12 protein-coding genes are annotated in these 12745 nt (G+C 71.7%); 6 read left to right on the forward strand and 6 right to left on the reverse strand.

Features of this window, described 5'->3' with window-relative positions; genetic code table 11:
* Positions 1-4: 4 nt before the first annotated feature.
* The 4 genes from AB0D28_RS05130 to AB0D28_RS05145 form a co-directional block, all read right to left on the reverse strand.
* Positions 5-1072 carry an NADH:flavin oxidoreductase/NADH oxidase gene (locus tag AB0D28_RS05130; RefSeq protein ID WP_357382391.1) on the reverse strand — a complete coding sequence of 356 codons (1068 nt, stop codon included), beginning with the start codon at positions 1070-1072 and terminating at the stop codon, positions 5-7.
* A 66-nt stretch (positions 1073-1138) separates the two neighbouring features.
* Entirely contained in the window at positions 1139-2419 is a 1281-nt protein-coding gene (locus tag AB0D28_RS05135) for a dicarboxylate/amino acid:cation symporter (RefSeq protein ID WP_357382760.1), read from the reverse strand.
* Between the two features lie 137 nt (positions 2420-2556).
* On the reverse strand, positions 2557-3225 hold the full coding sequence (locus tag AB0D28_RS05140; RefSeq protein ID WP_357382393.1) for a DUF998 domain-containing protein: 669 nt from the start codon (positions 3223-3225) through the stop codon (positions 2557-2559).
* Positions 3218-4183, reverse strand: a complete 966-nt coding sequence (locus AB0D28_RS05145) for a glutathione S-transferase C-terminal domain-containing protein (RefSeq protein ID WP_357382395.1) — start codon at positions 4181-4183, stop codon at positions 3218-3220. Before AB0D28_RS05145 ends, AB0D28_RS05140 begins: the two co-directional genes overlap by 8 nt.
* A 99-nt stretch (positions 4184-4282) precedes the next feature.
* Here AB0D28_RS05145 and pcaF point away from each other — a divergent pair, with 99 nt between their 5' ends.
* From pcaF to AB0D28_RS05175, 6 genes are all read left to right on the forward strand, one after another.
* Complete coding sequence (gene pcaF, locus AB0D28_RS05150; RefSeq protein ID WP_357382397.1) at positions 4283-5488, forward strand: 3-oxoadipyl-CoA thiolase; 1206 nt, start codon at positions 4283-4285, stop codon at positions 5486-5488.
* Between the two features lie 115 nt (positions 5489-5603).
* Entirely contained in the window at positions 5604-6422 is an 819-nt protein-coding gene (locus tag AB0D28_RS05155; RefSeq protein ID WP_357382399.1) for an SAM-dependent methyltransferase, read from the forward strand.
* 4 nt (positions 6423-6426) lie between these two features.
* On the forward strand, positions 6427-8577 hold the full coding sequence (locus AB0D28_RS05160; protein WP_357382401.1) for an EAL domain-containing protein: 2151 nt from the start codon (positions 6427-6429) through the stop codon (positions 8575-8577).
* 88 nt (positions 8578-8665) lie between these two features.
* The gene (locus tag AB0D28_RS05165) at positions 8666-9166 is read left to right on the forward strand and encodes a DUF456 domain-containing protein (RefSeq protein WP_357382403.1); all 501 of its coding nucleotides are present in this window, start codon (positions 8666-8668) and stop codon (positions 9164-9166) included.
* A gap of 262 nt (positions 9167-9428) precedes the next feature.
* Positions 9429-11003 (forward strand): amino acid permease, encoded by a 1575-nt coding sequence (locus AB0D28_RS05170; protein WP_357382405.1) that lies wholly within the window; start codon positions 9429-9431, stop codon positions 11001-11003.
* Between the two features lie 30 nt (positions 11004-11033).
* Positions 11034-11411 carry a nuclear transport factor 2 family protein gene (locus AB0D28_RS05175; protein WP_357382407.1) on the forward strand — a complete coding sequence of 126 codons (378 nt, stop codon included), beginning with the start codon at positions 11034-11036 and terminating at the stop codon, positions 11409-11411.
* Positions 11412-11451: 40 nt separating this feature from the next.
* On the opposite strand, the gene AB0D28_RS05180 is transcribed toward AB0D28_RS05175, so the two are convergent.
* Together AB0D28_RS05180 and AB0D28_RS05185 are read right to left on the reverse strand one after the other, a co-directional pair.
* Positions 11452-11646, reverse strand: a complete 195-nt coding sequence (locus tag AB0D28_RS05180; protein ID WP_357382410.1) for a DUF397 domain-containing protein — start codon at positions 11644-11646, stop codon at positions 11452-11454.
* Positions 11637-12437, reverse strand: coding sequence for a helix-turn-helix transcriptional regulator (locus AB0D28_RS05185; RefSeq protein WP_357382412.1), 801 nt, complete (start codon positions 12435-12437; stop codon positions 11637-11639). Before AB0D28_RS05185 ends, AB0D28_RS05180 begins: the two co-directional genes overlap by 10 nt.
* Positions 12438-12745 lie beyond the last annotated feature (308 nt).

Genomic DNA, 12745 nt, shown 5'->3' on the forward strand with positions numbered 1-12745 from the left:
AAGGCTAGAAGGCTCGGGCGTACTGGTTGGGCCAGGTCGGGGTGGCGCCCAGCTTGGCGGCGGCGCGGAGCGGCCAGTACGGGTCGCGCAGCAGTTCGCGGCCTAGCAGCACCAGGTCCGCCTCGCCGCCGGCGACGATCTGCTCGGCCTGCTCGGGCTCGACGATCAGGCCCACCGCGCCGGTCGGCACCCCGGCATCGCGGCGGATCCGGGCCGCCAGCGGCACCTGGTAGCCGGGTCCGACCGGGATGGACACCTGGACCGCCGCGCCCCCGGAGGAGGTGTCGACCAGGTCGACCCCGGCGGCGGCGAGTTCCCCGGCGAGCACCACGCTGTCCTCGACGGTCCAGCCGTCGTCGGTCCAGTCGGTGGCGGAGATCCGGGTCAGCACCGGCACGGACTCGCCGACCGTGGCGCGTACCGCGCGGGCCACCTCCAGCGTGAGCCGCATCCGGGCGGCCCGGTCACCGCCGTAGCCGTCGGTGCGCCGGTTCGTCAGCGGGGACAGGAACTCGTGCAGCAGGTAGCCGTGCGCGGCGTGGATCTCCACGGCGGCGAACCCGGCGTCGAGCGCCCGCCCGGCGGCGGTGGCGAAGGCGTCCACCACTGCCGCGATGCCCGCCTCGTCCAGCGCGGTGGGCGTGCGGTAGTCCGGCACGAACGGCTGGTCACCCGGTCCGACCGGGGTCCAGCCGCCCTCGGCGTCCGGCACGCCGCCACGCGCCGGCGCCCACGGCCGGTACGTGGACGCCTTGAACCCGGCGTGCGCGAGCTGCACGGCCGGAACCGCGCCGTGTTCGGCGACGAACGCGGTGATCGGCCGCCACGCGTCGACGTGCGCGCCGGACCAGAGGCCGGTGTCCTGAGGGCTGATCCGGCCCTCGGGCACCACAGCTGTCGCCTCGGTGATGACCAGGCCGGTCCCGCCGATCGCCCGGGAACCCAGGTGGACGCGGTGCCAGTCGGTGGGCAGCCCGTCGGGGCCGGCGCTGTACTGGCACATGGGCGCCAGCGCGATCCGGTTGGGCAGGGTGACGCCGCGCAGGGCGAGCGGGGTGAACAGGGCGCTCATTCTCGGATCCTCCGGTCATGGGCAGCGGGTGCGCCTCCGGTGGGAGACGCACCCGTTGGGTGTGGATCAGGCGGGTACGGGGTCGAGCCGCTCGGTCTCGGCGGGCTCGATCAGGTCGCGCTTGCCGGCCGAGTCGTACGCGGCCCGGTCGAGCGTGCCCTCCCGGGCGGCCACGATGGTCGGCACCACCGCCTGCCCGGCCACGTTCGTGGCGGTGCGGATCATGTCCAGGATCGGGTCGATGGCCAGCAGCAGGCCGGCCCCGGCCAGCGGCAGGCCCAGCGTGCTCAGGGTCAGCGTCAGCATGACGATCGCGCCGGTCAGGCCGGCGGTGGCGGCCGAGCCGACCACCGAGACGAACGCGATCAGCAGGTAGTCGGTGACGCCGAGGTTCACGCCGAACACCTGCGCCACGAAGATCGCGGCGAGCGCCGGGTAGATGGCGGCGCAGCCGTCCATCTTCGTGGTGGCGCCGAACGGCACCGCGAACGAGGCGTACTCGCGGGGGACGCCGAGGCGCTCGACCGAGCGCTGGGTCACCGGCATGGTGCCCACCGAGGAGCGGGAGACGAACGCCAGCTCGATGGCGGGCCAGGCGCCGGCGAAGAAGCGCAGCGGGTTGAGCTTGCCGGCCACCGCCAGCAGCACCGGGTAGACCACGAACAGCACGATCGCGCAGCCGACGTAGACGGCTGTGGTGAACTTGGCGAGCGGGGCGAGCAGGTCCCAGCCGTACGAGGCGACGGCGTTTCCGATCAGGCCGAGCGTGCCGATCGGGGCGAGCCGGATGACCCACCAGAGCGCCTTCTGCACGATCGACAGCAGCGAGCGGTTGAGCGCCACGAACGGCTCGGCGGCGTCACCGACCAGCAGCGCGGCGGCGCCCACCACCAGGGCGAGGAAGACGATCTGGAGGACGTTGCCCTCGACGAACGCGCCGACCGGGTTGGTCGGGACGATGCCGGTGAGGAAGTCGATCCAGGAGCCGGTGGTCTTCGGCGCGGTGGCGCCGGCCGGGTCCAGGTTGACGCCCCGGCCGGGATTGGTGAGCAGGCCGAGGCCGATGCCGATGCTCACCGCGATGAGCGCGGTGACGGCGAACCAGAGCAGTGTCTTGACTGCGAGCCGGGCGGCGTTGGCGACGCCGCGCAGGCTGACCACGCTGACCACGATGGCGGTGAAGACCAGTGGCGGCACGGCGAGCTTGAGCAGCTGGACGAAGAGGCCGCCGACGGTGTCGAGCGTGCTGGTCAGCCAGGCGAGGTCGGCGGCGCGGGCGAGGAAACCGAGCGCCACGCCGAGCACGAGGCCCAGCAGGATCTGGACGGAGAAGGGAATTCTGCGCAGGGCGGAGGTCATGAGGACTGATCCAGGGTCTGGAGAGGAAAAAGCGGGCGTCGGGGCGTGGAGCTACGCCGGACAGACGCCGCTGGCCTGCCGTCGGAGATCGACGTACAGGCGCTCGGTGAGGCACCAGACATTGGTCATCGTCGCGACACGTTACTCCCGTCCCGGGCCGGAAGGGAAGGACCGTTGCCGGTGAGGCTCCTTACAGCCAGGTAGCCGGAGGTGGCCAGTCCCCAGGCGGCGACCACGGCGAGCAGCACCCGCTCCGACACCCCGAGGAGCGCGCTGCGCCCGACCAGCAGCAGGGCCGCCGCGACCACCGCGGCCACCGGCAGCGCCAGCGCCGCGCCGACCGTGGCGATCCGCCGCAGCCCCCGGTCCGCCGCCGGGGAGAACAGCAGCACCAGCATGGCGAGCACCACCGCGGCGGTCGCCACGATGCTGGCCCCGCCGTGCACCAGGTCGGCCACCGTGGGCGCCTCGAACGGCGGCAGCGGGCAGCCCTCGCTGCACGTCACCGCGCCGGAGACGACAGTGGCCACCGCGCCGGCGCCGAGCAGGCCGGCCGCCGCGCGCAACCCCGGCGGCAGCGCCCCGGCGAGCAGCAGCAGCGACGCGGCCACCGAGAAGATCCCCATCCGGTACGCCCCGGCGTACCCGCTGTCGGTGATGCCGGCCTCGCTGACGTACGCGGACGGGCCGGGAACGGGACCGGCGACCACCGCGATCGTCACCGCTGTCACACCGGCCACCAGGCAGACGGCGGCGAACGCGGCGGCGATCCGGCGCGGTGTGCCCTCAGCCACGTCCGTGCGGGGTGGTCCAGCCGGAGAGATCCGGGCCGAGCGGCACGATCCGGGTCGGGTTGATCATGTCGTGGGTGGCGTAGTAGTGCCGTTTGATGTGGTCGAAGTCCACCGTCTCGCCGAAGCCGGGTGTCTGGAACAGGTCCCGCGCGTACGCCCACAGCACCGGCATCTCGGTGAGCTTGCGCTGGTTGCACTTGAAGTGCCCGTGGTACGCCACGTCGAAGCGCACCAGCGTGGTGAACAGGCGCACGTCCGCCTCGGTGATCGTGTCGCCCATCAGGTAGCGCCGCCCGGCCAGCCGCTCGCTCAGCGCGTCGAGGCGGGCGAACAGCGCGGTGAACGCCTCGTCGTACGCCTCCTGTGAGGTGGCGAAGCCGCACCGGTAGACACCGTTGTTGACGTCCCGGTGGATCTCCGCCATCAGCGCGTCCATCTCCGGGCGCAGCTCGACCGGGTAGAGATCCGGGGCGTCCGGCGCGTGGAACCGTCGCCACTCGGTCGAGAAGTCCAGCGTGAGCTGCGGATAGTCGTTCGTTACCACCCGTCCGGTGAGCGTGTCCACCAGTGCCGGCACCGTCACCCGGCCGGTGTAGTCCGGGTCGGTGGACAGGTACGCCTCGGACAGGAAGCCGACGCCGAGCACCGGGTCGAAGCCGTCCGGGTCGAGCGCGAACCGCCAGCCCCGCTCGTCCCGGATCGGGTCGACGGTGCCCAGCGAGATCACCTCGTCCAGGCCGAGCAGGCCGCGCACGATGCGGGCCCGGTGCGCCCACGGGCAGGCCCGGCACCAGATCAGCCGGTAGCGGCCCGCCTCCAGCGGCCAGCGTCCCGCCTCGTCCGGCCCGCCGCCCTCGGGTGACGTGGAGTGCGGGGTGACCCGGCCGGTGAACCGGTTGGGCTGGCGGACGAACGCGCCGCCGCCGCTTGTCTCTGCGCTGAACTGGGCCCCGGACATGCGGCAAACCTATCCGCTCCGGTCACGGATATCCTGGCGCCGGGTACCCCCGCGACCCGCCGACCGACCCCTTCCCCACCCTCGAAGGACGTACGCGCGATGACAGTGGCCTATCTCGTTGCCGGAGTCCGTACCCCGATCGGCCGGTACGCCGGCGCGCTGGCCGGGGTCCGCCCCGACGACCTGGCCGCGCACGTCATCCGCGAGCTGGTGGCCCGCCACCCCTCGGTCGACTGGGCGCGTACCGACGACGTGATCCTGGGCTGCGCCAACCAGGCCGGCGAGGACAACCGCAACGTGGCCCGGATGGCCGCGCTGCTCGGCGGCCTGCCGGAGGAGGTGCCGGGCAGCACCGTCAACCGGCTCTGCGGCTCCGGCCTGGACGCGCTCGCCTCCGCCGCCCGCGCGATCGTCGCCGGGGACGCCGACCTGGTGGTGGCCGGCGGCGTGGAGAGCATGAGCCGCGCGCCGTTCGTCATGCCGAAGGCGGCCACGCCGTTCGCCCGTACCGCCGAGGTGTACGACACCACGATCGGCTGGCGGCTGGTCAACCCGCTGATGCGCGAGGGCTGGGGCATCGACTCGATGCCGGAGACGGCGGAGAACGTGGCGGCCGAGTTCGGCGTGGACCGGGCCGCGCAGGACGCCTTCGCGTACCGGTCGCAGCAGCGGGCCGCCAAGGCGCAGGCCGACGGCCGGCTGGCCGAGGAGATCGTCCCGGTGACGGTGCCCGCCGGCAGGCGCGAGACGAAGCTGGTCGAGGCCGACGAGCACCCCCGCGAGACGACGCTGGAAAAGCTGGCCGCGTTGCCCACCCCGTTCCGCGAGGGCGGCACCGTGACCGCCGGCAACTCCTCCGGCGTCAACGACGGCGCCGTCGCGCTGCTCGTCGCCTCCGCGGCCGCCGTCGAGCGCTACGGCCTCACCCCGCTGGCCCGGGTACGCGGCGCCGCGTCAGCAGGCGTACCGCCACGGATCATGGGCATCGGGCCGGTCCCGGCGACCCGGAAGCTGCTCGACCGTGCCGGCCTGTCGCTGGCCGACGTGGACGTGATCGAGCTGAACGAGGCGTTCGCCGCGCAGTCGGTGGCGGTGCTGCGCGAGCTGGGGCTGCCGGAGGACGCCGAGCACGTCAACCCGGGCGGCGGGGCGATCGCGCTCGGTCACCCGCTCGGCGCCAGCGGCGCCCGGCTGGCGTTGACCGCCGCGCTGGAACTGCGCCGCCGGGGCGGTCGGCGGGCGCTCGCCACCATGTGCGTCGGCGTCGGCCAGGGCATCTCGCTGCTGCTGGAGTCGGACGCCTGACACCGGCGGCAGCATCGCCTCTTGTGGATCTCCCATACCTGGCCGTACCGGCCTAGAGTGGTCTGGACCACATGATCCGCCATCGACGGCGGACGACGACCTGGGGGACCGAGCGATGCAGACGCCGGAGAGCCTGCCCACCGAGATCGATCTGACCCGGCCGAGCGCCGCCCGGGTCTACGACTACTTCCTCGGTGGGGCGCACAACTTCGAGATCGACCGGCAGCTCGCCGAACAGATCGCGGCCATGACGCCGAACCTGGCCGCCACCATGCGCTCCGGGCGGGAGTTCCTGCGCCGGGCCGTACGGGTGCTGCTCGACGCCGGCATCGACCAGTTCCTCGACATCGGCTCCGGCATTCCCACCGTCGGCAACGTGCACGAGGTCGCCCAGGCCGCCGACCCGGACGCCCGCATCGTGTACGTGGACATCGACCCGGTCGCGGTGGCGCACAGCCACGAACTGCTCGCCGGGAACGACCGGGCCACCGCGATCCTGGCCGATCTGCGCGAGCCGAAGCTGATCCTGGAGCACGCCGGGGCCAGCGGCCTGATCGACTTCGACCGGCCGCTGGGCATCCTGCTCGCCGGCGTGGTGCACTTCGTGCCGGACGCCGACCGCCCGGCCGACATCCTGGCCACGCTGCGCGCCGCCGCCGCACCCGGCAGCTACCTGGTCATCTCCCACTCCACGTTCGAGGACCAGCCGCAGGAGATGCTGGACGCGCAGCGGCTGTCGGCGCGTACCGCCACCGAGATCACGCTGCGCTCGCGGGCCGAGATCACCGGCTTCTTCGGCGACTGGACGATCCTCGAACCGGGCGTGGTGCACATGCCGCTGTGGCGGCCCGACGCGCCGTCGGACGTGGACGAGCACCCGGAGCGGTTCGGCGCCTTCGGCGGCGTGGCCCGGCACGACCGCGTCGCCGGCTGAACCCGTGCGCGCCCCGGACAGCGACGGGGGAGACGTCAGCCGGCCCGGCGCCGCCGCGTACGCAGCCGAGTGGGCTCGCGCGGTGCGCCGCATCGGGTTCGTGCCGCTGAGCGCGGCCGAGACCGAGCGCCTGCTGGTGCCGCTCACCGAGCGGCTCGGCGAGGCCCTGCTCGCCCCCACCTTCTCCGCCTTCCCGGCGGAGGAGGTGGGGCGTGCCCTGGTCGAGGCGCATCTCACCGAGCCGGGCGTGCTCGACTGGTCGGTGCAGGCGTTCGGTGACCGGTTCCTGCCCTGGGTGCTGCCGTCCCGCACGGAGTCGCCCGAGCTGCGCGAGCGGGTCGCGTTGCTCCAGGGCGCGTTCGCCGCCGGGTTCGCCCGCGCGTTGCGCGACCGGGTGTTCAGCCAGCAGGAGCGGATCGCCCGTTCCGCCTGGCAGGCCCGGGACACCGTCGAGCAGGCGCTGCGGGACAGCGAGGCGCGCTTCCGGGCCGTCTTCACCGGCGCTGTCATCGGCATCGGCATCGCCGGGGTCGACGGGCAGATCATCGAGGTCAACCAGTCCTTCGCGGACATGCTCGGCTACACCGTCGCGGACATGCGGCGGATGAACGTGTCGGCGTTGTTCCACGCCGACGACGCGGCCGGGATGTGGGAGGTCTACCAGGAGCTGATCGAGGGCAAGCGGGACAGCGCCCGGGTGGAGAAGCGCTACTACCGCAAGGACGGCAGCGTGGTCTGGACCGACCTCGCGGTCTCGCTCATCCGGCACGACGACGGCCGGCCCCGGTTCACCGTCGCCATGGTGGAGGACATCACCGAGCGGTACGAGTTGCAGCAGCGGCTGCGCTTCCAGGCGCTGCACGACCCGCTGACCGGCCTGCCCAACCGGACGCTGTTCTTCGAGGAGCTGGGCCGGGTCTTCGACGGCGCGGGCCCGGACCAGCGCGTCGGGCTCTGCTTCATCGACCTGGACGGCTTCAAGGCGGTGAACGACAGCCTCGGCCACGACCTGGGCGACCGGCTGCTCAAGGTGATCGCCCGCCGGCTCAGCGACTGCGTGGCCGGGCGCGGCCACCTGGTGGCCCGGATGGGCGGTGACGAGTTCGTCATCCTTGTCGACTCCGACGGCGGCATCGACGACGCGGTGGAGGTCGCCGAGCTGGCCCTGGCCGCCGTCTCCGCGCCGGTGCACGTCGGCGACCAGCAGCTCGCCGTGTCGGCGAGCATCGGCATCGTGGACTGCCCGGCGGCCGAGACCAGCTCCGGCGAGCTGATGAAGGCCGCCGACACCACGCTCTACTGGGCCAAGGCGGAGGGCCGGGGCAGGTGGGCGGTGTACGACCCGGAGCGCAGCGCCGCCGACATCGCCCGCTCCGCGCTGGCCGCCAACCTGCCCGCCGCGCTGGACCGGGGCGAGTTCGTGCTGCACTACCAGCCGATCGTGTCGTTGCTGGACGGCACGATGGTGGCGGTCGAGGCGCTGGTGCGCTGGCAGCACCCGGAGCTGGGGCTGATCGGGCCGGATCGCTTCATCGGGCTGGCCGAGGAGACCGGTCTGATCGTCCGGCTCGGCGCCTGGGTGCTGCGTCAGGCGTGCCGCGACGCCGAGTCGTGGCGGCGCGCGTACCCGGACACGACGCCTGTGGTCAGCGTCAACCTCGCCGCCCGGCAGGCCGACGACGCGGCGATCGTGGAGACGGTGGCCGAGGCGTTGCAGCACACCGGCCTGCCGGCCGAGCTGTTGCAGCTGGAGCTGACCGAGAGCGCCGTCATGGGCAGCGCCGGGGAGCCGCTGCGGACGCTGCACCAGCTCGCCGACCTCGGGTTGCGGCTGGCCATCGACGACTTCGGCACCGGCTACTCGAACCTGGCGTACCTGCGGCGGCTGCCGATCCACTGCGTGAAGCTGGCCGGCCCGTTCGTCGAGGGGATAAGGGGTGACGGCGGGGACGAGGTCGCCGACCACCGGGACGAGCGGATCGTGGACGCGCTGGTCCGGCTGGCGCACGCGCTGGAGCTGTCGGTGACGGCCGAGGCGGTGGAGACCGAGGTGCAGGCGGAACGGCTGCGGGCGCTGCGCTGCGACACCGGGCAGGGCCGGCTGTTCGGCGCCCCCATGCCCGCCGACGGCATCCGTGCCCGCCTGGGCGGGTAAGGAAGGGCCCCCTATTAACGCCTCCGGTATAGCAGGGGGCCCCGCTTAACACCTTCCGCGCACGCGGCAGGCGAGGAAGGGAGATCCGGTGAGCCTCACCGATTCGCAGGCCGTGGTGTCAGTGGTCGCCGCGCTGGCGATCGTCGCCGGGCTGGCCGGGGTGATCGTGCCGGGGCTGCCGGCACTGCCGCTGTGCTGGGGCGGCGTGCTGGTGTGGACGCTGTTCGGCGACGCCGGGCCGGGCCGCTGGGCGGTGCTCGCCGCCGCCACAGTGATCGCCGCCGGCGGCACCGTGCTGAAGTACCTCTGGCCGGGGCGGAATCTGAAGCGGACCGGGGTGCCCACCATGTCGCTGCTGGCCGGCGGGCTGCTCGGCGTGGTCGGGTTCTTCGTCATCCCGGTGGTCGGGTTGCCGATCGGCTTCGTCGGCGGGATCTTCGGCGCCGAGCGGCTGCGGCTCGGCGACACCCGCCTCGCCTGGCCGGCCACCGTGCAGGCGCTGAAGGCGGCCGGCCTGTCGATGGTCCTGGAGTTCACCGCCGGCCTGATGATCGCCGCGCTGTGGGTCGCGGGGCTGCTGTTCGTCTAGAGGTGCGGCGGCGCGGGGCGTCCGGAGGGTACGGCCGATCGCCGTACATCAGTGAGAGAGAGGTGGACGCCGCGCGCCGCCGCGGACCGGGCGTTGCCGAGCGCCCGGTGCCGGCCCGTCGGGTCGGGCCTGGTCACGCCCACAATGATGCCCGCGGCGGGATCCGGCCACAACGCAATTACCGGGGTACGTATTGACCGGCTTGATCGGCTGGGAGCACACTGCGAGCACTCGCACGAGGATCGCCTCGAGGAGGTGTGCAGTGGCCACGACGCCCGCGCCGACCGCCGAGCAGCCGATGGACGACGACGCCCGACGACTCGCCGAACTCGGCTACAAGCAGGAGCTGCGCCGCAAGTGGAGCGGCTTCTCCAACTTCGCGATCTCGTTCTCCATCATCTCGATCCTGGCCGGCTGCTTCACCACGTTCGGCCAGGCGTGGAACAACGGCGGCCCGGTGGCGATCTCCTGGGGCTGGCCGCTGATCTCGCTGTTCATCCTGATCATCGGGTTCTGCCTCGCCGAGCTGGTGTCGGCGTACCCGACGGCGGGCGGCATCTACTGGTGGGCGGCGACCATGGGCCGGCCGGTGCACGGCTGGTTCACCGGCTGGCTCAACCTGATCGGGCTGGTCGCGGTGACCGCGTCGGTCGACTACGGCTGCGCCACCTTCCTCAACCTGACGCTGTCGGCGCTGTTCGACGGCTGGGCCGGGACCGGGCACCAGACGTTCGGGCTGTTCGTGGTGATCCTCGCGCTGCACGGGCTGATCAACATCTACGGTCACCACATCATCGACGTACTCCAGAACGTCTCGGTCTGGTGGCACGTGGCCGGCGCGGCCGCCGTGGTGCTGATCCTGGTCCTGGTCCCGGACAAGCACCAGAGCTTCCAGTTCGTCTTCACCGAGCGGTTCAACAACTCCGGCTTCGGCGACGGCGACACCGGCGGGCTGGCGTTCTGGTTCTACGTGCTGCCGCTGGGCTTCCTGCTCACGCAGTACACGATCACCGGCTTCGACGCCTGCGCGCACGTCTCGGAGGAGACGCGCGGCGCGTCGAAGGCCGCCGCGCAGGGGCTGTGGCGGTCGATCTTCTACTCCGCGGTGGGCGGCTGGATCCTGCTGCTGGCGTTCCTGTTCGCCGCCACCGACGTGGACGCGATAAACGAGGCGGGCGGCTTCTCCGGGGCGATCTTCGAGTCAGCGCTGACGCCGTTCTTCTTCAAGGCCGTCATCATCATCTCCACCATCGGGCAGTTCTTCTGCGGCATGAGCTGCGTGACGTCGATGTCGCGGATGGCGTACGCGTTCAGCCGCGACCGGGCGGTGCCCGGCTGGCGGCTCTGGTCGACAGTCAACCGCAACGGCACGCCGGTGAACGCCATCATCGGCGCGACGCTGGCCGGGCTGGTGCTCACGCTGCCCGCGCTCTACCAGCGCGGCGGCATCCCGGTCGCGTTCTACGCGGTGGTCTCGGTCGCGGTGATCGGGCTGTACCTGTCCTTCATCATCCCGATCTTCCTGCGGCTGCGGATGGGCGACCGGTTCACTCCGGGCCCGTGGACCCTGGGCCGGCGCTACAAGCTGCTCGGCTGGATCGCGGTGGTCGAGATCGCCGTCATCTCGGTCTACTTCGTGCTGCCCATCGTCCCGGCCGGTGTGCCCGGCAATCCCGACTTCAGCTGGACGGCGGTGAACTACGCGCCGATCGCGATCGGTGGCGTGCTGCTCGGCGTCGCCATCTGGTGGTACGCCTCGGCCCGCAAGTGGTTCACCGGCCCGCGCCGTACCGTCGACCAGGCGGATCCGGAGCCGGAGCCCGCCGAGCCGTCGTAGCTGTCGGTGGGGCCTGCCATGATCCGGCCTATGAATGCGGAAGCGGTGGTACGCGCGCTGTGGGATCGCATGCAGGCCCGCGACTGGACCGGTGTCGGCGAGCTGCTGGCCGACGACGTGGTGGTGGAGTGGCCGGCCAGCGCCGAGCGGATCGTGGGCCGCGACAATTACGTGAAGATCAACGCCGAGTACCCGGAGGGCTGGTCGATCCGGGTACTGCGGGTGGTGGCGTCCGGGGAGACGGTGGTGTCCGAGGTGGAGGTGCCGCACGAGGGGATGGGCGTGCACCGGGTCGCGTCGTTCTGGACCGTGCGCGACGGGCGGATCGTCGAGGGCCGGGAGTACTGGACCAGCCTCGGCCAGGACCCGTCCCCGCAGTGGCGAGCCGCCTGGGTCCAGCCGATGTGAGCGCTGGGCTGTCCGGAGATCTTGGCGATGGCTTTGTCGGTCAGGTCGCAGGCCCCATCTGCTTGGCCAGTGTGACGAACGACCGCCACGATGTCGGGGTGACGTGGAGCGTCCCGCCGTCCCGGTCCTTGGAGTCGCGTACCAGCACCACTTCCGTCAGGTTGTCAGCCACCTCGACGCAGTCGGTGTTGCCACTCCGGGTCGCCTTTCGCCAGGTCGCGCCGCTCACATCCATGACGTCTCCACCTCTTTCAGAAGCTCGAGAGACTGCCGGCGGGGCAAAGCTTCACTCCGGATCATCTCCCATCTCGACAGAAGCGTAGCCACGTCGGCGTCACCGTCGATCACGCTCGTGGTGAGCTGGCATTCCATGCTGGCGACCCAACCGCCCTCCGCGCCTCTCGCCAGAGTGAACGGACCGGACAAGCCGATGTGCAACCCGACCTGTAGTGGAAGCACGTGAATACTGATGTGCGGGCGCTCGGCACAGACGACCAGGTGCTCGATCTGCTGAGCCATCAGCCCACGGAAGCTCTCTTCGCGGCGGTGCAGCATTCCCTCGTCGAGTACAGCGACGAGCTGGGGCGGAGACGGCTGCCGCAGGACTTCCTGGCGATCCATGCGGGCTGCCACGCGGCTCTCCACGTCGGCATCGCTGAGTAGGTCGTCACAGCGAATCACCGCTCGGGCGTAGTTCTCCGTCTGAAGCAGGGCTGGAACGAGAGTCGGGTGGAAGCACCGGAGCTGTCGAGCGTTGCGTTCGGCATCGAGCCATGGTCGGAGCCAGGACGGCAAGCCCTCGCGTTCGGCCATCTTGAGCAGGGACACCAGCAGGCCGCCGGAGTTCAGCACCTCGTCGGCACGAGCCAAGAAGAGCCGGTCGTACGGACGGCTGCCGGTTTCGACGGCGGACACCATTGACGGCGAGTAGTGGACCAACCGGCCGAATTCCTCCTGATTGAGACCGGCAACGTTCCGTAGGCGGCGGAGCTGCGATCGGATGAGATCGGCTGTCGGTTCCTCCACAGTTCCTCCACAGTCCGTGCGTGAACTTCATTCGACATCTGCCGGCCGGCCCGGTGCTTCACTCGTGCGCCGTGACCAGGCTCGATGCCTTCCGACCGTAGCGGTGTCCTCACCAGACTGTCACGCATGCGGATCCGCTCGTCGCAGGCGAGCACGGGCGGATTCCAGCCCGGGGCCGCCCGGTCCCGACGATGCCGGGCGGCCCCCTCCATACAACGAGGAGGCCGATGTGCGTGTCCGATGGTTCCGGTGCCGTACCCGGGAGCTGCCCACCCTGCCGAAGCGCGACCCCGGCAGCAACCTGCCGG

The organism is Micromonospora sp. NPDC048169, assembly GCF_040652815.1.
In the GTDB taxonomy this organism is placed as follows: domain Bacteria; phylum Actinomycetota; class Actinomycetes; order Mycobacteriales; family Micromonosporaceae; genus Micromonospora.

What these genes read in the sequence shown, in the direction of transcription:
- AB0D28_RS05180 (WP_357382410.1), bottom strand. Translation starts at nt 11,646, where the DNA reads ATGGATGTGAGCGGCGCGACCTGGCGAAAGGCGACCCGGAGTGGCAAC.
- AB0D28_RS05130 (WP_357382391.1), bottom strand. Translation starts at nt 1,072, where the DNA reads ATGAGCGCCCTGTTCACCCCGCTCGCCCTGCGCGGCGTCACCCTGCCC.
- AB0D28_RS05155 (WP_357382399.1), top strand. Translation starts at nt 5,604, where the DNA reads ATGCAGACGCCGGAGAGCCTGCCCACCGAGATCGATCTGACCCGGCCG.
- AB0D28_RS05145 (WP_357382395.1), bottom strand. Translation starts at nt 4,183, where the DNA reads ATGTCCGGGGCCCAGTTCAGCGCAGAGACAAGCGGCGGCGGCGCGTTC.
- pcaF (WP_357382397.1), top strand. Translation starts at nt 4,283, where the DNA reads ATGACAGTGGCCTATCTCGTTGCCGGAGTCCGTACCCCGATCGGCCGG.
- AB0D28_RS05175 (WP_357382407.1), top strand. Translation starts at nt 11,034, where the DNA reads ATGAATGCGGAAGCGGTGGTACGCGCGCTGTGGGATCGCATGCAGGCC.